Origin of the sequence: Mucilaginibacter terrae (genome assembly GCF_042679325.1) — a bacterium.
GTDB classification, from domain to species: domain Bacteria; phylum Bacteroidota; class Bacteroidia; order Sphingobacteriales; family Sphingobacteriaceae; genus Mucilaginibacter; species Mucilaginibacter terrae.
Genome location: NZ_JBHTMJ010000011.1, coordinates 402,074 through 422,512, shown reverse-complemented (window position 1 = coordinate 422,512; position 20,439 = coordinate 402,074). Strand labels below are relative to the sequence as shown.

The window sequence follows — 20,439 nt, the reverse complement described above, 5'->3', positions numbered from 1 at the left end:
GGTTATTATACTTGCGGATTTTGGGAAGTTTTCTGCAGCCACTAATTTATTAACTTTTACGCAAACCAGCAAAATAAGTTGCAAAATTTAACAGTTCGGCTTCTCCAAAGGCTTTGGTAGTTAACTGTAACCCTAACGGCAAACCCTTACTATTATTTTGAACGGGTAAAGAAATGGCCGGTACACCCGCTAATGAAGCCTGTACGGTGAATATATCTTCCAGGTAAGTAACAATCGGGTCTATATCCTGCCGCCCAATTTTAAAGGCCGGCTCAGGCGCGGTTGGGGTAAGTATAAAATCATATTGTTGCAAAATTTCGTCGGTGCGTTCTTTAATTAAGCGACGTACTTTTTGCGCTTTGGCGTAGTATGCATCATAATAACCCGCGCTCAGTACAAATGTGCCCAGCATAATGCGGCGTTTAACCTCGGTGCCAAATCCTTCGGACCGTGAACGTTTGTAGGTAGTAACCAAATCTACCGCGTTAGGACTGCGGTAGCCGTAATGTACACCATCGTACCGGGCCAGGTTAGAGGAAGCTTCGGCCATAGTGAGGATATAGTAAGTGGGCACCACATAATCAAGGTACTCAAATGATACCGGCTCCACCGTGTGACCATCGGCCTTTAAGTCTTCAATCGCTTTCAGCAACGTAGCTTTAACTTCAGCATCCAACCCTTCGCTATCAAAAACTTCTTCTAAATAGGCGATCCGCTTTTTACCGGTTGATGACTGTAATTGTTGGGCATAAGCTGGAACGGCGGCTTGCGAAGCCGTGCTATCATAAGCATCCGGTCCTGCTATTACCTCCAGCAGCAATGCTGCATCTTCTACCGAGCGGGTTAACGGCCCGGGTTGATCGAAAGAAGAAGCATAAGCAATAATACCATGACGTGAAACCCTGCCGTAGGTAGGTTTTAAACCCACCACACCGCAAAAAGAAGCGGGCTGACGGATAGAACCACCGGTATCGGTACCGATGGCGGCATGACACATACCCGCCTGTACCGCCACTGCCGAACCGCCAGACGAACCACCCGGAACACGGGTTTCATCGGCCATGTTTTTAACCGGGCCAAAATAAGAGTTTTCGTTAGCGCCGCCCATGGCAAATTCATCGCAGTTGCAACGGCCAATAATAATGGCATCCTCAGCCAGCAAACGCTCCACTACGGTTGATGAAAAAATGGAAGTAAAGTTTTCGAGTATTTTGGAGGAGGCCGTTACCTGGTGGCCTTTATAACAAATATTATCCTTAATGGCAATTACCATACCTGCAAGGCGGCCACTACTCCCTGTTTTTAAACGGGCATCCAGTTCGGTAGCCTTTTGCAGTGCCTCTTGTTCAAACACCTCGTTGAAGGCATTAAGGTGGGCATACTGCTTAATATTAACCAGGTAGTTTTTTACCAGTTCCTCAACGGATGTATTTCCACCCTGCAAATCCTGCTGTATTTCCGTTAAGGTTACGTAATTTTTAGCCATAGGCTGCTAAAATAAAAAAACTTATCAGTTGATAATAAATTATTACCTGCTGATAAGTTTAATAAATTAAAAACTACTATTTAATACGCCCTATTACGGGTGTACGTTGGTTTTTTCTTCAGTGGTTGTAGTTCTTGTCGTCGAATCTTTCGGATCCTTGTTCGATGCATCTTTAAATTCTTTAACGCCCTGGCCTAATCCTTTCATAAGCTCAGGAATTTTGCGTCCTCCGAATAAAATTAATATCGCAACGATAATTAGAATAATTTCTGGTGCACCTAATCCCATGATTTGATAATTTATATTTTAATATTCTTTTTTAATAGTGTGATCCGGCTCAGTAACAACCGGTTCGGCATCGTTATTGTCTTCAGCAATTACGGTATGCGTTTCTGTTTCGGTAACTGAATTACGAACTACAGGCTCAGATGGTTTTTCATCGAAGTTATTTATTTGATTGTGTAACTCGCGTTTAACACCATCTGAAGCATCTTTGAAATCGCGGATACCCTTACCTAAACCACGTGCGAGCTCGGGCAGTTTATTACCGCCAAATAACAACAGGGCCACAAACAGAATTAGTATTAACTCGGGTGTACCAATATTTAAAAAAAGGAAAACCGAACTGAACATAAGTAATTTATTTAAAGGTACAAATATATACAATTATAACTCGGTATTGTTTATAGTTATTGTGACGCAAGCCATGTTTTGGGGTTTACAGAGGTACGGCCCTGGTTCAACTCAAAGTGTACGGAAGTTTCGCCGGTTGACGGATCGGTAGCGGCAACGCCAATGGTTTGACGGGTACTTACCTTTTGCCCGGCACTCACGCTAACCGATTTTAAGTTTACATAGCCGGTAAAATACTCACCGTGGCGAATAATTACCAGATAGGTGCCGCTTACATCAACTACCTTGCTAACCTCGCCTTCAAAAATAGCCCTTACCGGAGAATTACTGCTGGTGCGTATATCTATACCGGTATTATCGTTCTTGATACCATCCTGGTAATAAACACCAAAGCCCTGTATTATTTGACCGTTAGCAACGGGCCATGGCAGGCGGCCACGGTTCCCTAAAAAGTCATTCGATAGTTTAGCGGCCTCGGGTGTTGCCGATAGTACCTGCGCATCGCTGCTGCGGGTAATGGCCTTCGGCTTGGCTGCAACAGCAATTTCAGCAGCCGATTTATTTTCAGACTTCGCTTTCTCGGCGGCCAATGCGGCCCGGCGGGCAGCTTCGGCACGTGCCTCGGCTTCTGCCTTACGACGGGCTTCGGCAATCTCGCGGGCAATAGCAGAATTAATAGCACGATTAGCTTTGGCAATATTAGCACGGATCTCCCGCTGTTGTTTACGTAATGCGACCTCTTGTTTGGATAGGCCTACCACCACCTGGTCTTGCGATGATTTTTCTTTAGCCAGCGTTTCCTTTTCTTTTTTCTGTTCTTGTAATAGATCGCTCTTTTCGTGCTTGGTACGGTCGAGCTCATTTATTTTAACGTGAAGATCTTGCTGGGTGCCTTGTATGGATTGTGCCTGTCTCTCCCGGTAGGTACCAAACTGCTGCAGGTATTTTAGCCGTTTATATCCCTGGTTAAAATCTTTAGCTGCAAAAACGAACATCATTTTATTATAAGCGCTCTGGTTATGATAAGCGAAAACGATCATAGCGGCATATTCCTTTTTCAGATCGTCCAGTTGCTGTTGCAGGGTGCGTACGGTATTGCTGTTTTCGTTGATCTGGCTGTTCAGCAACCTTATTTCCGAATTTACCGTACTGATTTTTTCTTCGCGAAGCCCTATCTGGGCTTTAATAATGTTTAACTGTTTTAAGGTCGATTTTTTATTGCTTTGTGTTTCCTGCAATTCGCGGCGCAGGTTTTCCAGCTCGTTGGTAAGCTCCAGGCGGCGGCGCTTTAATTCGGCGCTGCTTTGCGCATGTGCTTCAAATATGCCAAACGCACATATAAAAAACAGTACAAATTTTAAAAGTTTCATCCGCTCCAAAAATATCGAATTTAATTGGCAGGTTCAAATCCGCCGGGAATACTAAAAGGAAATTCTAAAGCACGGTTAAATTCGGTACGGTTATACTGCAGTTCGGCCTGTACACTATTGCTTTGCACATTGGATAAAATATTTATTTGTGAAGGCACTATCCTACCCTCGGCCTCTATAAACTGACTATTGGTTACCTGTAACGATTGCCTTGCCGCTGCGTTGGCAAAACTGGTTTTAGTCACCTTCATATCGGGCCCTACCAGCAGGTTGTACACCAGGCTTTGCAGGTTGCCGTTTATAGTGGTATTACCACTCGCTGAGGTTTCTACTTTGCCGTTCTCGTTCAGCAACTCCTTAATGGCGTTACCCACCAATAGCGATTCTACCGTTTGAAAATTAGCTTGTTTGCCCGCGTAAGTGTGTATAAAGCTAAAAGGTTTTCTTAAATAAACGCTTTGAATGCGGTTAACCACTAAAATACTATCGGGTGTAATTAAGGCACGTGCAACCTCAATACCCAATAGGGCGGTAATAGATACCCATATTTTTTTACCCTGCTGTATGCGGATGTTCAGCGTAACATCATTACTCTTACCATCAATATTCAACTTGGTTTTAGCCCTCCCCGAAAACGTATTGAAGGTAACCTGTTTAGACCGGATGGCTTCTAACTTAGCCAATGCGGGGTTAATGGTGGGCTTTACGGCAACCGAATCGGCCTTGCGGACTATTACTTGTTTTTTTGCCTTACAGCCAAATACGGCCGCTATGCAAAAAACTATCAGTAGCTTATTCAATATATTTCTTCTCATTAATTTTTCGATCTAAAACAGGTGATTGCGCGCCGTATTCTTTTGCTTTTTTCCAGTTTTGTACCGCGGCTTCGGTATTGCCTAACTGAAACATAATATCACCGTAATGCTCGGTTTGTGTGGCACTTGAACTTTTGCCATGTGCCAAAGCTTTTTCTATCCATTGTTTGGCATCAGCATATTTTTTAAGCCTGAACAAGATCCAGGCATAGGTATCCTCGAACGATGCCGTGTTGGGCTGCAGATCGATACTATGCTTAGACATTTGCGCAGCCTTTTCCAGTTGCTCACCCCGTATAGACAGATAATAGGCGTAGTTGTTTAATGTGTAAAAATTATCGGGGTTATAGGTCAAAGATTTATCGTAAGCCGCATCCGATCTGGCGTTATCTTTCAGCTCGTGATAACAATCGCCTAAGGCAGCGTAGCTTTGTGCCGACAGGTCTTTATCCTCCAGTTCCAACGCTACTGCATTTTTCAAATAACTTAAAGCTTTTGCAGAAGCCTTTTTTTGCAGATAGGCAACACCTACCAAATAATTCATCCAGGCCTGGTTAGGGAAAAGCGATAAGGCATTTTCTCCGTCTTTAATGGCCTCATCCAGGGCATTTTCACCCAGGTCCAACCGTACCAGTTGCTCATGCACCACATAAATTTCGGGATTGATCTGTACCGATTTCCGGTAAGCTTCTTTAGCTTCCTTCAATTTATTGTTCTGCGCCAGCATATCGCCATAAATGGCTTGGGCTTTGGCATCGTTAGGGTGTACGTTAGTAGCAATACGGCTCAGTTCAAGGGCGCTGGCTTTAGCGTTAGGATCGGGAAACTTTGGAATGTAACCCAATATGATACGCACTTTCTGGTCAATATCTAAAGTAGGCGCTGTAAAGGCCAGCTCCAATTGCTTATAACTTGCCTCAAAATCTTTTTTGGTACGGTAGGTATCGGCCAGTGCCAGGTGCAGCATCCCGTTATCGGGTTTTACCTTTTCGCCCCGTTGTAAAACCTTGAGTGCCTTATCGGTCAAATTGTTTGAATTATAAATCTCGCCCAGCAAAAGATAATATCTTACCTGGTCGGGGTTCGCTTGCAATAACTGCTCCAACTCAGCGGCGGCCTTATCAATATTTCCTTGCTTTAAATATATTTTTTGACGGTTAGCTACCAAATCATCATTTAAACCTGTCAGCTGTTCCAGCTTAGCGTATATTTCCAGGGCTGCATCATACTTTTGCTCAATAAAGAGTGCGTTAGCTTTATCAAAGTAGTGCTCGGGCTTGTCGGGTTTTAAGCGCAGCAACTGGTCAAAAACACGCTGTAGCTTTATTATGTCGTTGGTTTTCTCGTAGCTATCGGCCAGGGCTGCCCAATACCACTCATTATCGGGTTTAAGTGTAACCGCTTTTTCCAGCAGTTGCTGCGCATCGGGCTGGTTATTTTGCAGCTTGCGCAGGTTAGAGAGCTCGTACATGGCAGCATCGTTACCACCATCCAGCCTTAATACCTGGGCAAACAATTCGGCTGCACCCTTTTGGTCTTCAATGGTTTTTTTACGAAGTGCTTCAAAGTAAATTTGCTGTACTAACAAACTATCGGTAGAAGTTGCCGGTGTACGTATTGGCCGGGCAGGCAGGTTACCTCCATTGCTTTGTGCAACAGCCATAACCGTAACCAGCAGTAAACCTACAACTAAGTAACCTAACTTCATTTTTATTTAAACTATACCCGTATGGCCGTAACCACCCATACCGCGCGATGTTTCATTCAATACTTCTACCTGTTCCCACTCCACTTTTTCATGTTTGGTTACCACCATCTGGGCTATACGGTCGCCGACGTTAATCTCAAAATCGGTATCCGAAAAATTAATGAGCAGCACTTTGATCTCTCCGCGGTAATCGGCATCAACCGTGCCCGGAGAGTTTACAATGCCAATACCATACTTAAACGCTAAACCACTGCGTGGGCGTATCTGCGCCTCAAAACTTTCGGGCAGTTCAATGTGCAGGCCGGTAGGTATCAACTTACGTTCCATCGGTTTTAACACCACGGTGCCTTCCACATCGGCGCGCAGGTCCATACCTGCGGCGTGTAAGGTTTCATAAGCCGGCAGGTTATTTTTTGAGTTATTGATAATACGGATGATCATTTATCTTTTAATTATAGCCAGTATTTGTTTTCGTTCAGCCATAAACGCAGCACCTGCAAATAAAACCAGCAGGCTGTTGCCAATAAGTAAATTGCGGTGAAATATGCTGAATGATAAAAATACGATAATGATTGAACTTATAATGTACGTCAGGTTTTTTTTGATATTGTAAGGGATAGGATAATTCTTTTGTCCCCACAGGTAAGAGAGCACCATCATGGTAGAATAGGCTACTAAAGATGCCCATGCCGAAGCCATATAACTGAATTTAGGAATAAACAACACGTTTAAAATTACGGTTAAAACCGCGCCTATGCCCGATATATAAAGCCCGTATTTGGTTTGATCAGACAGTTTATACCAAATGGATAAGTTCATATAAATACCTAAACTTACATAGCCAAATAGCAGCAATGGCACCACGTTTAAGCCAGCCCAGTAAGATGGCCCTATAAAATATTTCAGCAGTTCGATGTTAGCTACCAATCCTACAAATATAATGGCGACCGCGATTATAAAGTAGTTCATGATCTGCGCATAAGTATGTGTAGCATTTTCCTTTTTAGCCTGACTAAAAAAAAACGGCTCGGCACCCAACCTAAAAGCCTGCACAAACAAATTTAAAAATACCGCAATTTTGGCACAGGCGGTGTAAATGCCCAATTGCGTACTGCCTATATTTTCGGGAAGCAATTTAGCAATCAACAATTTATCCAGGTTTTCGTTCAGGATGAAAGAGAAATTAGCTATTAAAACCGGCCAACTGTATCGCAGCATTTCTTTAAGCATGTGCTTATCAAAATTTGGCTTTATTTTCAGCAGCTCGGGCAGCAGCATTAAAAAGGTAATAAAGCTGGCAACAAGGTTCGATAAAAAAACGTAACCTAACCATCCTGGCCTAAACCAGCTTTGCAGCCATGCCGCACCCGGTAATTGATGGCTGATTATATAGGGCAGTACAATAATAAATATAAGGTTGAGCCCTATGAACGTAAAGATGTTGACCAGCTTTAACACACCATAGCGGCCCGGCCTGCCCTCGGCACGAAGCTTGGCAAACGGAATAACACACCAGGCATCAATTACCAGTATAGCTATAAATAACCGGGTGTAATTCATATAATCATGAGCCGTGGTTTGCTCATCTATCCTAATCCAGTTGGTTATGGGAGCAACAAAAGGAAGTGTAGCCAGCAAAAACAGAACGGTGATCATGAATACCGCACCAAACGAATTGTTATAAACCTGCTGCTTATTATCGGCATGCTTGTTTAGGTACCTGAAATAGGTGGTTTCCATACCAAACGCTAAAAATGCGTTAAGCATAGATGCCCAGGCAAACATGTTACCGAATATGGCATACACATTGGGTGCATACGCCCGGGTATATAATGAGGTTAAAAAAAAGTTTAACGTACGGCCGGCTACCGTAGTTAAACCGTACACCGCCGTTTGCCCGGCAAATTTTTTAGCAGTTGACAAGTTTGACTATAATTTACTGATCTTAATATTGATTACACCGATGAAATTGAAGGTGTTCCCTTTCGGGCCGGGCTATCTGCTCATACGCTTGCAGGCCTTAGCCCAATGTCGTTAAGTTAAGGAGATAAATATCGAACATTAAATGTTGAATATCCAATAATGAAGTAAAAGTTGATATTGGACATTCGAAGTTCATTATTCTATATTATTACACATTAATCATTCTTAACTTAATGACATTAGCCGGTATCCGCTTCTATTATAAGTAAATGGTTCAATCGCATGGATTGGCTTCGTTCCTCGCGCCCCCGCTCTTTTACGTCTTGACTCTGTACTCTTGACTCTCTTCTCCCCCTACTTCTTTACTACTTCAAAGTTACGATAGTTTTTAATTTCACCCTCGGTGGTGGTAACGGCGGTTACGCGGGCCGGATCTGGGCCATCTTCGCACCATTCCATAAACAATTCCATGAGGGATTGTTCGGCTTCAGCTTCTATGTACACATCGCCGTTAGCTTCGTTCCTGATAAAACCGCGCACGCCCAACTGATCGGCTACGGCTTTAGTAGTTACCCGATACGATACACCCTGCACCTTGCCTTGTACGGTTATATTTAAATGCTTGATCATTTAGCCTGTTATTATCAAATGCAATTATACGGCTTATGATATAATTAAGAAGAGATTAAAGTAAACGTTTTACCTGGGTATCGGCCGTAATTTTAAAACCGTCTAACCCGGTCAGCAAATTCAAACCTGGCTTTTTACCAGGTTCCAGCGTACCTACCTCGTCATCAATACCTAAAAATTTCGCACCGTTAATGGTTCCCCATTCCAGTAGCTTGTTAATAGTTAAAGCCGGGAAGTTTTGCTGCAGGGTACGCATTTCACTTAAAATACAAAGCTTATCGTTTGAGGCCAGGCTATCGGTACCCAAGGTGATGTTGAAGCCTTCGTCTAAAAACAGATCAACTTTGGGCAACCGGCCTTCGATGTACAAATTGGCATTAGGGCAAAAACACCAGTTAATTTCACGGTCAAAACGTTTAACAAAGTAAATGTCTTTTAAATTGGTACAGGTATTATGAACCAGCAAAAATTTTTGCTTATTGCTTAGTAAAGGGATAACCGATTGTATGGAGTTACGGGCCTGGGGTTTAAAATAGCTGATATCTAAGCCAAAGGTTTCGTACATTTCTATAAATTTTCCGTTTTTGTAACGGTAAAACTTATTCTCGTCCTCACACTCCTGGTTATGCATGCTCAACAAGTTATGGTTGGCATCGCTGTAATTTTTAATGAGCTTGAATAAGTCTTTAGAAACCGAATATGGCGCATGCGGCGTAAGCGATGCCGACAAAGGCTTAAACTGTTTAACCAGTTCGAGCGCACTCTCAAATGCCTGTTCGGCCCGTTCGGGTAAAAAACTGAACACCTCTATAAATGTATGGTAGAACAGCTTGCTGTTCTTTTTTACGTGCAGGCTATTTGCACTGTTTGCTATATCGCCAACGGCAACTATACCATTATCGTACATCTGCTGATCGGCACGGGTGGCGGCATCGGTTATGGCAGCATCATCGCTATTACGCAATTGCTGTACGGCAGTAATAAAATCTACTAAACCTATACCCTGTTGGGTTTGCTTATGTAAGTGCGAAAGTTCTACATGGCAATGGGTATTTACAAATCCCGGGCAAATAACACCATTGAGTTGTTCAACCTCAATATTGGGTTGTGCAAAAGCGCTTACTGATACAATTTTACCGTCATCGTCAATGGTAACAATTCCATTTTTTATCGGATCGGCAATTATAGGAAAAACGTAATCGGCTCTAAAACTTTTCATTTAAATGAAATTTATCGTATCAATCACCCACACTCATCTTAAACCACTTTTATGGTATCATATTTCAATGACTATTTACTACAATTAACTTTTAGTTGTTGTTTTTTAATTTTACATTTCAAAAACGCGGCCGCAATTAGAGCCGGCAATTTTTTAGTTATATTTGTAATGTGAACGCAAATAATAGTAAGATTGATATCCGCAGCCTGAGCTTAGAAGCTCTGCAACAACACTTTATTACTTTGGGCGAAAAAAGCTTTAGAGCAAAACAGGTGTATGAATGGTTGTGGCAAAAATCATGTATTTCATTTGAGAACATGAGTAATATTTCAAAAGAACTCCGTACCAAACTCGAAGATAAATTTACTATTAATAACGTAACAATAAATAACTCGCAGTATAGTGCGGATAAAACTATAAAAAATTCTTTTAAGTTGCACGATACGCATTTAATTGAGGGTGTTTTAATTCCTACAAGTGAGCGTATGACGGCCTGTGTATCCTCGCAAGTGGGTTGCAGCCTTACCTGTAAGTTTTGCGCTACCGGTTATATGGACCGTAAACGTAACCTGAACCCCGATGAAATTTACGACCAGGTTGTACTGCTGAGCCAGCAGGCACAACAAAATTACGGTATTCCGCTTACCAACATTGTGTATATGGGCATGGGCGAACCCCTGCTTAATTATGCTAACGTATTAAAGTCGATAGAGCGCATTACCGCCGAAGACGGCCTGGGCATGGCCGCCAAACGTATTACCGTATCTACAGCGGGTATTGCCAAAATGATTAAAAAATTAGGCGATGATGAAGTGAGGTTTAACCTGGCTTTATCCCTGCACGCTGCAAATGATATTAAGCGTAACGAAATAATGCCTATAAACGAGCAAAACTCATTAAAGGCCCTGGCCGAAGCTTTGAAATATTTTTACAGCAAAACTAAAAGCTCGGTTACTTACGAGTATATTGTGTTTAATAACTTTAACGATGAGTTGCAGGATGCCGTTGAACTGGCTAAGTTTTGCAAGCACATTCCTTGCAAGGTTAACATAATTGAATACAACCCCATATCTTTTGCTGATTTTACCAATGCTGGTGAAGATAAAATAGAAGCTTTTGCGGCTTACCTGCGCAAACAGGGCGTAATTACCAATGTGCGCCGCAGTCGTGGTAAAGATATTGATGCCGCTTGCGGTCAGTTAGCGGTTAAAGATCAGGCCGCTGCCTTAGTAGAGTAAGGACATACAGATTCGAAATTGAACATTCGAACTTCGTAATCTCTAAAAGTGCTTTTCCTTGATCTGGATCAGGAACCTAATACCTCTTTGCCATAAAGTACCTTTACGGTATTTGAGGAATTGCTGAATGGCTTTGTAAGCTTGCATGTTTTCCTGCAACACAGTTGGAAAATCCTTTACCGGCTCACAGGCTATTTGTACATCATAAGTATTTTCCAAATTAGAATGCCTGCCGCTGCCATCGTGACCAATGTTTTGTATCAGCGATTTTGCCGGGTTTAGGGTTAAACCATTTTTAAGAAAGATAGACGCATACCAGCGAATAGCCCAGGAGTTATTTTTCCCTGATTTAAACTGCTGCATCTGCTTCCAGAAGTTCATGGTGCCTTCTATTGAAAACTCGTGAATTTTACGCTTATCGAACTGTGGCATCAGCACGTCAATATCTGGTTCAAAGTTTTTCCAGGCACGTGCCCAGGTAGCCCATCCCCAACTGGTGGCCGCACGGTAGAAAAAGGTTTGCGGCAATCCCGGCGTTTTTAAATCATACATGTAAGCGCCTATGTGCATTACTTCGGGCTGATTAGCGTAACGACCTAAGGCCTCATTAAAATATTCGAGCGTGTAGGGTGACGAAAGCAGATCATCTTCAAACACTATCACTTTACCATATTCATTTACCAGTTGTGTAACCCCACTGATAATGGAATTGGCTAAGCCTACGTTAACTTTGCGCTCAATAACCTTTACCAATTTAAAGCCGGTCACCAGTTTAGCCTGTTGCCTGATCTCTGCTATTTTGGCCTCATCGGGCCCGGTTTTGGCACCATCCGAAAATATAAACAAACACGACTCAGCCGCCAGTTCGTTTTTTTGCAAATAACTGAGCGTGCGGCGCATGTGATCGGGCCGGTTGTAAACAAACAGAGCTATAGGCGCCAAATTTTGCATGCTGTTAAACAGGATTAAAAAATATCGGTTTGCTGGTTGGTTTTGCTGCACAATACCGTGTAAGCGTTGGCCAGTTGCTCTTGTTTCTTTTTACCCATTATGCTGCCTAAGATATTCTTAACCGCATACTCAGCAGTTATCTTTAGGTCAGTCAACAAACTTTTCGCTTTCTTTTGATTAATATAGCTGTTAAACTTGGTTACTTCAGGTTCTATCATAGAAGTCAAATCGCTCACTACTTCAAAGCCCTCTGTGCGCAGCAGGTAACGTAAAGAGGTTGGCGTGTACACGTTGATGTGTCCGTAAGCCAGGAAATGCTTAATGCGATGGTCAACATTCGCTTTATAATCGCGCGGCACCTCTATCACACACATTTTACCTACACGTTTCAGTTCGCGCAGCAACAGGCGTTCGTGCTCCACATGCTCTAATACATGCGAAAGGATGATGAGATCAAAACTATCGTCGCCGAAAGGCAACTGGTAACCATCAAAAATCTGCACCGATTTTAGGTCTTTGATACTGCGCGATTTAATGTAGTTTACCCCGCTATCCGAAATTTCAACGGCATGGTATTCGGGCGCAAAGTTTTGTTCGGCCAGCATCTTTAAAATACTGCCATCGCCTGCACCCACTTCCAGTACCTTGCTAAAAGTGCGGCCTTTGCAAACTTCTACAATATGTTGCGCTTTGTATTTGGCACCCAGCATGCGCCAGGCCTCATCGTGTGTTTTATAAAATTCGTCGTAAGCGGTTTTAACATTGCCGCTCAATTTTTCGTCGGCCATGGGTTAAATTCCTAAGCAATTATCGGCCTTGTAAAATACAGTGGTGGTTTTGTAGTAGAACAATCCCGGAGATATACCGCTGAAAGGAATTTGCCTGAAGCCTTTATCCAGCAGGTAATTAATCCCGTCACGGTAGCCAGGCCTTTCCGAATCGTCCAGCACAATCACACCATTGGCCGAAAGTGCTTCTACAGCCTGTATACAGCAATTTACCCTATCACGTCCATCTACAATTATAATATCGAACTCTTCACCCAGTTTAACCGGCATACGGCAGTAGTCACCGTCGCGTTCCAGTTCGCAAAATATCATTTCGGCATTTTCGGGCTTGGTAGCGCTTATTTTAGCAAACCATTCTTTATCGTGTTCCACCGATACCACTATACCCGTACGCTGCGCATAAAATATGGTAGAGTTACCCGATCCAAATTCAAACACGGCATGTTCGGGGCGCAACCTGTCCTTAATAAAATCTATAAATGAATATGTTACCCAGGGTATTGGGTTCTCTTTTTCATCTATGGGAGACTTACTATCGAAAGCCTTGAACCAGCCAATAGTATCCAGGTAGCCTTTGCTGTTGAAAGAAAGTAGCGAACGCAGCCTTTCGGGTTGCTTAATCAGATCTATAAGTAACGAAATATTGCTCAACGGTTGAATGCTTTTTGAAAAAGTGAAAATAAGAATAAAGATTTTAACATCATTATTCCTTGCTTATTTACTTTAGGAATAGCCAATATTATAAACGCGGCACTGGCATAAGCTATTAAAGTGGCAATGGCAGATCCCATCATCCCCATTTTAGGGATTAAAATTAAATTGAGCACAATGTTTATAATAGCGCCGAAACCGGTACGCAAAAAGGTAAGCTTGTTCAGGTTTTCGGCAATGAGGTATTGGCCGCTGGCCGCTCCTAAAAACACGAACACGCCCGACCAGATATGTACCGATAACACCGGCGCAGCATAAGCATATTCGGGCTTATATAATTTATAAATTAAGGGCGATGCGAAGCTAATGATTAAAGCTGCCGGTACGCTCAGGTACACCATCAAATCATACAAATGCTGGATGCGCTTTTTGTAACGTACCGGGTCGTCCCTACGGGCATTTAATATAGCGGGGAAAAGCGACGACACGATGATGGCCGGCACAAAGTTCCAGGCTTCGCTCAATTGCGCTACTGTGGCGTATGCTCCCGCCTCTTTAACGCCTACCATATTTTGCAACATCAACTGGTCAATTTTCATATACAGGGCCACCATTATGCCCGATATAATTAACGGCCACGAATAAGTAAGCAGTTTGCGGGCAAGCATGCCGTTAAAATTCCAGTTAAAAACACTGCGTTGCTTGCGCTGGTAGGTAAAAAAGTACCCGGTACTCAGCAGCACCACATCAAACAAAAAAGCATAAGCAAAATACACCAGCGGCATTTGTTGGTATATCAAAGTCATTTTTACACCGGCCGATAACAGGTTACCCGCCACCTGTACCTGCATAATGTATTTGGATTGTACCTGCGATTGAAAATAACTATCGATAACGTTAAACGCCTGCGCAATGCCAATAAACGACAGAATGAAAACGTAGCTATAAGGCGTGGCCTTGGCCGGGTATATCATATACGCCCCATAAATTAACGGGATGCAAATGATGCCCGATAATACTTTGAGCCAAAAGGAGGTACCCAAAATGGCATCGCGGTTTTCGGGGTATTGGTGAAGTTCTTTTACTATAAACTGATCGAGCCCCAGGGTTGCCACAGCAGAGAAGAAATAGATATAAACCGTACCGCCCGTAATAATGCCGTTGCTCTCCCGGCCCAGGTAATTGGCAACCTGTATGCCTACCATCATTTTAATAAGCAGGCTGCCAATACGTCCCGCAAACAACATCCCCGTATTTTTGAAATACTTTTCAAGGGCCTGCTGGTCAAATCCGGGAATATTGGGTATGCGCATATTGGGGTACAAAGGTATAAAAAAGCAAAGAGCCCTTTGTAATTTTTACAGAGGGCTCTTGGTTATAATAAAGTTAGATCAGCTTATTGGTTCACAAACTTTTTAGCATTAATCTTTCTTTCGTTTTCGTTAAGATAGATCTTACGCATACGGATGCTTTGAGGAGTTACCTCAATGTACTCGTCGGCCTGGATGTACTCCATCGATTCTTCTAACGAAAACTTAATAGCAGGTGATATACGCACGTTGGTATCACTACCAGATGCACGCATGTTGGTTAACTGCTTACCTTTAGTTAAGTTAATAACCAAATCGTTATCGCGGATGTGCTCACCCAAAATCTGACCTTCGTAAATATCAACCCCCGGATCGATGTGGAAACGACCACGGTCTTGCAACTTATCAATAGCGAAAGCAGTAGTTTTACCGGTATCCATAGATACCAACACACCGTTTGCACGGCCAGGGATAGTACCTTTCCAAGGCTCGTAAGCTTTAAAGCGGTGAGCCATAATAGCCTCGCCACCGGTAGCGGTTAATACGTTGTTACGTAAACCGATGATACCGCGGGCTGGTATTTCAAATTCTAAATGTTGCAAATCGCCTTTAGGCTCCATTACCAACAAATCGCCTTTACGTTGGGTTACCAGTTCAATTACCTTACCGGCAACTTCTCCAGGTACATCAACCGTTAAAACCTCAATTGGCTCACATTTGGCACCGTCAATTTCTTTAACAATTACCTGTGGCTGGCCAACCTGTAACTCATAACCTTCACGACGCATAGTTTCGATCAGTACCGATAAGTGAAGGATACCACGACCGTAAACCAGGTACGAATCAGGAGATTCGGTTTCCACGATTTTCAGGGCCAGGTTTTTCTCCATCTCTTTATATAAACGATCGCGCAGGTGGCGTGATGTTACAAACTTGCCTTCTTTACCAAAAAACGGTGAAGTGTTAATGGTGAACAGCATGTTCATAGTAGGCTCATCAATATGAATAACTTCCAGTTGTTCCGGTTTATCAAAATCGGCAATGGTATCGCCAATATCAAAACCTTCGATACCTACAACAGCACAAATATCACCAGAGTTTACTTGTTGAACTTTAACTTTACCTAAACCTTCGAAAGTATAAAGCTCTTTAATTCTTGATTTTTGGATAGTACCATCGCGTTTTACTAAAGATACCGGCTGGTTTTCTTTAATAGTACCACGTGCAACACGACCCACTGCAATACGACCTACGAAAGATGAATAATCTAACGAGGTGATCTGCATTTGCAAAGTACCTTCGCTTATAGGAGCCGGTGGAATGTTAGCCAGGATAGCATCCATTAAAGGGAAAATGTCTTCGGTTTTAACTTTATAGTCGGTGCTCATCCAACCTTGTTTAGATGAACCGTAAATAACCGGAAAATCCAGTTGATCTTCGGTAGCCTCTAAGTTGAAGAACAATTCAAAAATTTGCTCGTAAACCTCTTCGGGGCGGCAGTTTTCTTTATCTACCTTGTTTACAACCACAATTGGTTTTAAGCCTAAAGCCAAAGCCTTTTGAGTTACAAAACGGGTTTGAGGCATGGCGCCTTCAAAGGCATCACATAACAACAATACACCATCGGCCATTTTTAACACACGCTCAACCTCACCGCCAAAATCGGCGTGACCAGGAGTATCGATAATGTTAATTTTAATGCCTTTATATTGAACTGATACGTTTTTAGATACGATGGTAATACCTCGCTCACGCTCCAGGTCATTATTGTCCAATATCAGCTCGCCTGTTTCCTGATTATCGCGGAAAATGGCGCAGCTATGAAGAATTTTGTCAACCAAAGTGGTTTTACCGTGGTCAACGTGTGCTATAATAGCAATATTACGAATTTGATTTTGCATGAAATATGCCGCTAATTTTGCGCAAAGATACGCTTAATAACTGGCTTTTTAAAGGGTTGTTTGCTTTTTACAATTAGTTGATTATTACCAGCTAACGTTTGCGGGATACGCATCGAACTGCCGGTCGGCCGAAATGATGGTTAGACCTTCGGTAAGTGCTTGTGCAATAAGCATGCGATCAAATGGATCGCCGTGGTGAAGAGTAAGGGTTTCTAACGTATTCAGATGTTGTAATGAAACATTAAGCAATAAGTAATCTCTATCAACGATATGATTATACACATCAGCAAATGTTATATCAATAGATAATCTCTTATGCTTACTGGTTTTAATCACTACTTCCCATAAAGACACTATGCTAACTATTATATCATTATCAGTATCATTTATTATATTACGTATCCTATCAGGAAGTTTTTCACTTCCATCCAAATACCAAATTAAAACATGTGTATCAATCAAAAATTGCATGCTTACATGTAAGCTTTGAAATCATCCATAGGAGCATCAAAATCATCGGCCATATAGGTTACAAAACCTTTAAGTCCACCAAACTCTCGCTTCATTTTGTTTTTTTGCTTGAACGCATGATCGGGTTCTTTGACAGAAAAAACTCCAGTATTACTATCGACAGGTAAATAAGTTTGGAGGACTTTATCGACCACAGTTACATTGATATTATTTTGATTTAACAAAGCATCTACATATCCTTCGGCCTTTAACCGTAATGAAGTTGGCAGCATTGCTATTTTCTTTTCTAATGTAACCTGTTTCATATTTGCTAATTTACAAAAACCGCACCTAACTACCAAAAGCCCAGCACAAAAACTTAGGCATGGCCTTGGCCCAGGTAGCCGGGTTATGTTCACCACCTACCATTTCCAAATATTGTATATCGGCCGGGCGGGTGTAGCCTTTAGCTTCCAGTTCTTTAATAAAGTCAACAGCATCATCAATCGAATCGATGATGCCGTTCTTGTTACGATCGGCCGTTTCATCGGCAGTGCCGGTTTGCAGCCAGAATTTCAGATCAGGCTTACTTACACTCTCGCTAATTAAACGGTGTGCAATACGGTCAGCATCGGTATAACCATCGGTCAAATCCTTACTTCTCCACCAAAACGAACCGGAAAATATGCCTACTTTATCGAAAATCCCCGAATGGTTCCAGGCAATATCCAGCGCCGATAATCCTCCTAATGAAAAACCTGCGTAAGCCGTAGTTTTAAAACTGGAAAAACCTGTCTCTTTATAAACGGCCGGCAATAATTCTTCTGTTATAAACTGGCTGTACAAACCGGCCTTGTCACCACGCTGTTTAAAGTCGGGCTTGCCCGCTACGCCATATTCCTGTATGCGTTCTTCGCCAGCATGTATGGCTACCACCATTAAAGCGTCGATGCCGTAGCGCTCGTACTGCTGCTCGAGCGTAGCTTTTAATTGTAAGGCTTCGGCATCTTGTCCGTCGTTCAATAACAATAAGCTTTGAGGCGTTGTGCTTTCGGGTAAATATATAGTGTATGTAACTTCGCGGTTAAGCAAAGCCGATATAATATTGATTGTGCTTTCTATAACGGGCATAGCGGTTTCGGGCCAGGCAGTGTGCATTTAATGTTCAGTTAATAAGAGGTCCAAAAGTACGTCCTTTTACTACTTATACACAATTATTGCCCTTAATGTTGCCTAAATCAAACAAACCGGCTATCTTACCCTTATCAAACTATATAACTGACTAATTTGACTGAACAATATCACCGTTTTTACTCCCACAGCCTGAGCAGAGACATGGAAATGCTGGTTTATGGCACTCGAGGCTATCCGGTTATCCTGTTTCCAACCTCCATGGGCCGCTATTATCAAAATAAAGATGCCGGCCTTATTGATAGCGCACGCTGGTTTATAGATAATGGCCTGGTTAAGATCTACTGTATCGATGCTATCGACACACAAAGCTGGTATAACAAAGGCATTCACCCGGCCGATAGGGTACGCACCCACATGGCTTACGACCGGATGCTGCACGACGAAGTAGTTCCCTGGGCTATGCACGAAACCGGCGTGGGCAAGGTAGCCATGGCAGGCTGTAGCTTTGGCGGCTACCATGCAGCCAATTACGCCTTTAAACACCCCGAACGGGTAGCTCACCTGTTTAGCATGGGCGGCGCTTTCGACATTAAAATGTTTGCCGATGGTTATTACGACGATAATATCTTTTATAACAATCCGGTAGACTACCTGCCTGGCAGCAACAATCCCAACCTATGGCACATGAACATTGTGTTAGGCACTTCAGAGCACGATATTTGTAGAGGTTATAACCATCAATTGTCAAACATTTTAAATCAAAAACATATTAATCATTGGTTAGATGTAAGGCCGTATGCCAGGCATGATTGGCCAATCTGGAAAGAAATGTTTCCGCATTATTTATCCACGATTAAATAAGGGATAAAGACAAGAGCCGAGAAATAAGAGACAAGAGTATAGAATCAAGAATATAGAGTAAAGACGAGGACCAGACAACCGAAAATACAGATAACTGACCTCACACAACAGAGCACAACAGAGCACAACAGAGCACAACAGAGCACAACAACTAATAACACTATAACCACTACCCCATGAAAAAAATAGGCATCTTATTTGGGCAGGAAAACACGTTTCCGCAGGCCTTTGTAAACCGCATTAACGAGAAAAAAGTAAAAGATATTACGGCCGAATTTGTGCGCATTGATAAGGTAATACAGGGCGAACCATTGAATTATGCCGTTATTGTTGACCGCATATCGCAGGATGTACCTTTTTATCGCGCAGCTTTAAAAAATGCTGCCATATCGGGCACAGCAGTAATCAATAACCCCTTTTGGTGGAGTGCCGATGAAAAGTTTTTTAATAATGCATTAGCCGTAAAATTAGGCATCCCGGTACCAAAAACGGTTTTGTTGCCCTCCAAAGACCATCCAACAGGCACATCAGATCTTTCATTCCGTAACCTGGCTTACCCGCTGGATTGGGATGGCATTTTTGATTACGTAGGCTTCCCGGCATACATGAAACCGTTTGACGGCGGCGGCTGGCGCGATGTTTACAAGATAGAGAACAAGGAAGACCTTTGGGCCAAGTATGACCAAACCCACCAACTGGTAATGTTATTGCAGGAGGAAATTATTTTCGACGACTATTTCCGTTGCTATTGCATTGGCGGCAAGCATGTTCGTATTATGCAGTACGAGCCGCGTAACCCGCATCACCTGCGTTACGAGCATGGCAAGGCCCCGGCATCTAAAGAATTGTTGGCCACCATAACCGACTATGTATTAAAGCTTAACCAGTATTTAGGTTACGATTTTAACACTGTAGAATTTGCAATACGCGATGGCATCCCATACGCCATAGACTTTTGCAACCCCGCCCCCGATGCCGACATCAAAAGCGTAGGCCAGGAAAACTTTGATTGGGTGGTTGAAACCGCAGCCAACTACGCTATAGAACGTGCACAGGCACAAAAACCAAATATGGATAACCTTACCTGGGGACAATATGTTGCATCATCGGTGGGTAAAACAGCCCTGGTGGCTGCTAAAGCAACAAAAGGTACTGATGTCAGCGTAGCACAGGTAGACCATCCTATTACAGATGAGGGTCAGCTTAGCGAAGTAGTTAAGGTTGCCAAAGCACCAAAAGCGGCTAAACAACCGACTGCCGAAACTAAAGCTACCAAAGCCGCTAAACCTGCAGCAGCGAAAGAACCTGCTGTCGCTAAAGAACCTATTGCCAAGGAAAAAGCGAAAAAACTGGTTACCAAAAAGAAGTAAA

The 20,439-nt window shown here is 42.8% G+C and carries 21 protein-coding genes; 3 read left to right on the top strand and 18 right to left on the bottom strand.

Features of this window, described 5'->3' with window-relative positions:
- Positions 1 to 49: 49 nt before the first annotated feature.
- The 10 genes from gatA to ACFQ3S_RS11445 form a co-directional block, all read right to left on the bottom strand.
- Positions 50 to 1,486, bottom strand: a complete 1,437-nt coding sequence (gene gatA / locus ACFQ3S_RS11490) for an Asp-tRNA(Asn)/Glu-tRNA(Gln) amidotransferase subunit GatA (RefSeq protein ID WP_377164477.1) — start codon at positions 1,484 to 1,486, stop codon at positions 50 to 52.
- Between the two features lie 93 nt (positions 1,487 to 1,579).
- Positions 1,580 to 1,774, bottom strand: a complete 195-nt coding sequence (locus ACFQ3S_RS11485) for a Sec-independent protein translocase subunit TatA/TatB (protein ID WP_377164475.1) — start codon at positions 1,772 to 1,774, stop codon at positions 1,580 to 1,582.
- An 18-nt stretch (positions 1,775 to 1,792) separates the two neighbouring features.
- Entirely contained in the window at positions 1,793 to 2,119 is a 327-nt protein-coding gene (gene tatA / locus ACFQ3S_RS11480) for a twin-arginine translocase TatA/TatE family subunit (protein WP_377164473.1), read from the bottom strand.
- A gap of 56 nt (positions 2,120 to 2,175) precedes the next feature.
- Complete coding sequence (locus ACFQ3S_RS11475) at positions 2,176 to 3,489, bottom strand: murein hydrolase activator EnvC family protein (RefSeq protein ID WP_377164472.1); 1,314 nt, start codon at positions 3,487 to 3,489, stop codon at positions 2,176 to 2,178.
- Positions 3,490 to 3,509: 20 nt separating this feature from the next.
- A complete protein-coding gene (locus tag ACFQ3S_RS11470; protein WP_377164470.1) occupies positions 3,510 to 4,304 on the bottom strand; it encodes a DUF4292 domain-containing protein in 795 nt (264 codons plus the stop codon).
- Complete coding sequence (locus ACFQ3S_RS11465) at positions 4,282 to 6,012, bottom strand: tetratricopeptide repeat protein (RefSeq protein ID WP_377164468.1); 1,731 nt, start codon at positions 6,010 to 6,012, stop codon at positions 4,282 to 4,284. The genes ACFQ3S_RS11470 and ACFQ3S_RS11465 overlap by 23 nt, the downstream gene beginning before the upstream one ends.
- Positions 6,013 to 6,018: 6 nt before the next feature.
- Positions 6,019 to 6,453 (bottom strand): dUTP diphosphatase, encoded by a 435-nt coding sequence (dut, locus tag ACFQ3S_RS11460; RefSeq protein WP_377164466.1) that lies wholly within the window; start codon positions 6,451 to 6,453, stop codon positions 6,019 to 6,021.
- Positions 6,454 to 7,935: an oligosaccharide flippase family protein gene (locus ACFQ3S_RS11455; RefSeq protein WP_377164464.1), complete on the bottom strand. Its 1,482-nt coding sequence runs from the start codon at positions 7,933 to 7,935 to the stop codon at positions 6,454 to 6,456.
- A 354-nt stretch (positions 7,936 to 8,289) separates the two neighbouring features.
- Positions 8,290 to 8,565 (bottom strand): acylphosphatase, encoded by a 276-nt coding sequence (locus ACFQ3S_RS11450; RefSeq protein WP_377164461.1) that lies wholly within the window; start codon positions 8,563 to 8,565, stop codon positions 8,290 to 8,292.
- A 55-nt stretch (positions 8,566 to 8,620) separates the two neighbouring features.
- Positions 8,621 to 9,784 carry an amidohydrolase family protein gene (locus tag ACFQ3S_RS11445; protein ID WP_377164459.1) on the bottom strand — a complete coding sequence of 388 codons (1,164 nt, stop codon included), beginning with the start codon at positions 9,782 to 9,784 and terminating at the stop codon, positions 8,621 to 8,623.
- A gap of 170 nt (positions 9,785 to 9,954) precedes the next feature.
- Between ACFQ3S_RS11445 and rlmN the strand changes: the two genes are divergently transcribed.
- Entirely contained in the window at positions 9,955 to 11,022 is a 1,068-nt protein-coding gene (rlmN, locus tag ACFQ3S_RS11440) for a 23S rRNA (adenine(2503)-C(2))-methyltransferase RlmN (protein WP_377164456.1), read from the top strand.
- Positions 11,023 to 11,064: 42 nt separating this feature from the next.
- On the opposite strand, the gene ACFQ3S_RS11435 is transcribed toward rlmN, so the two are convergent.
- The 8 genes from ACFQ3S_RS11435 to ACFQ3S_RS11400 form a co-directional block, all read right to left on the bottom strand.
- Positions 11,065 to 11,973, bottom strand: a complete 909-nt coding sequence (locus ACFQ3S_RS11435; protein ID WP_377164454.1) for a sugar transferase — start codon at positions 11,971 to 11,973, stop codon at positions 11,065 to 11,067.
- Positions 11,974 to 11,987: 14 nt separating this feature from the next.
- Entirely contained in the window at positions 11,988 to 12,761 is a 774-nt protein-coding gene (locus tag ACFQ3S_RS11430) for a class I SAM-dependent methyltransferase (protein ID WP_377164451.1), read from the bottom strand.
- 3 nt (positions 12,762 to 12,764) lie between these two features.
- On the bottom strand, positions 12,765 to 13,412 hold the full coding sequence (locus ACFQ3S_RS11425) for an FkbM family methyltransferase (protein ID WP_377164449.1): 648 nt from the start codon (positions 13,410 to 13,412) through the stop codon (positions 12,765 to 12,767).
- Positions 13,409 to 14,725 (bottom strand): flippase, encoded by a 1,317-nt coding sequence (locus tag ACFQ3S_RS11420; protein ID WP_377164447.1) that lies wholly within the window; start codon positions 14,723 to 14,725, stop codon positions 13,409 to 13,411. Before ACFQ3S_RS11420 ends, ACFQ3S_RS11425 begins: the two co-directional genes overlap by 4 nt.
- 83 nt (positions 14,726 to 14,808) lie before the next feature.
- The gene (gene typA, locus ACFQ3S_RS11415; protein WP_377164445.1) at positions 14,809 to 16,623 is read right to left on the bottom strand and encodes a translational GTPase TypA; all 1,815 of its coding nucleotides are present in this window, start codon (positions 16,621 to 16,623) and stop codon (positions 14,809 to 14,811) included.
- An 84-nt stretch (positions 16,624 to 16,707) separates the two neighbouring features.
- Positions 16,708 to 17,094: a type II toxin-antitoxin system VapC family toxin gene (locus ACFQ3S_RS11410; RefSeq protein ID WP_377164443.1), complete on the bottom strand. Its 387-nt coding sequence runs from the start codon at positions 17,092 to 17,094 to the stop codon at positions 16,708 to 16,710.
- Positions 17,095 to 17,096: 2 nt separating this feature from the next.
- Complete coding sequence (locus ACFQ3S_RS11405) at positions 17,097 to 17,399, bottom strand: DUF2281 domain-containing protein (protein ID WP_377164441.1); 303 nt, start codon at positions 17,397 to 17,399, stop codon at positions 17,097 to 17,099.
- A 25-nt stretch (positions 17,400 to 17,424) separates the two neighbouring features.
- Entirely contained in the window at positions 17,425 to 18,231 is an 807-nt protein-coding gene (locus ACFQ3S_RS11400) for an alpha/beta hydrolase (protein WP_377164439.1), read from the bottom strand.
- Positions 18,232 to 18,360: 129 nt separating this feature from the next.
- Between ACFQ3S_RS11400 and ACFQ3S_RS11395 the strand changes: the two genes are divergently transcribed.
- Positions 18,361 to 19,068: an esterase family protein gene (locus tag ACFQ3S_RS11395; protein ID WP_377164437.1), complete on the top strand. Its 708-nt coding sequence runs from the start codon at positions 18,361 to 18,363 to the stop codon at positions 19,066 to 19,068.
- Positions 19,069 to 19,244: 176 nt separating this feature from the next.
- Complete coding sequence (locus ACFQ3S_RS11390; protein ID WP_377164435.1) at positions 19,245 to 20,438, top strand: ATP-grasp domain-containing protein; 1,194 nt, start codon at positions 19,245 to 19,247, stop codon at positions 20,436 to 20,438.
- The last annotated feature ends 1 nt before the right edge of the window (position 20,439 follow it).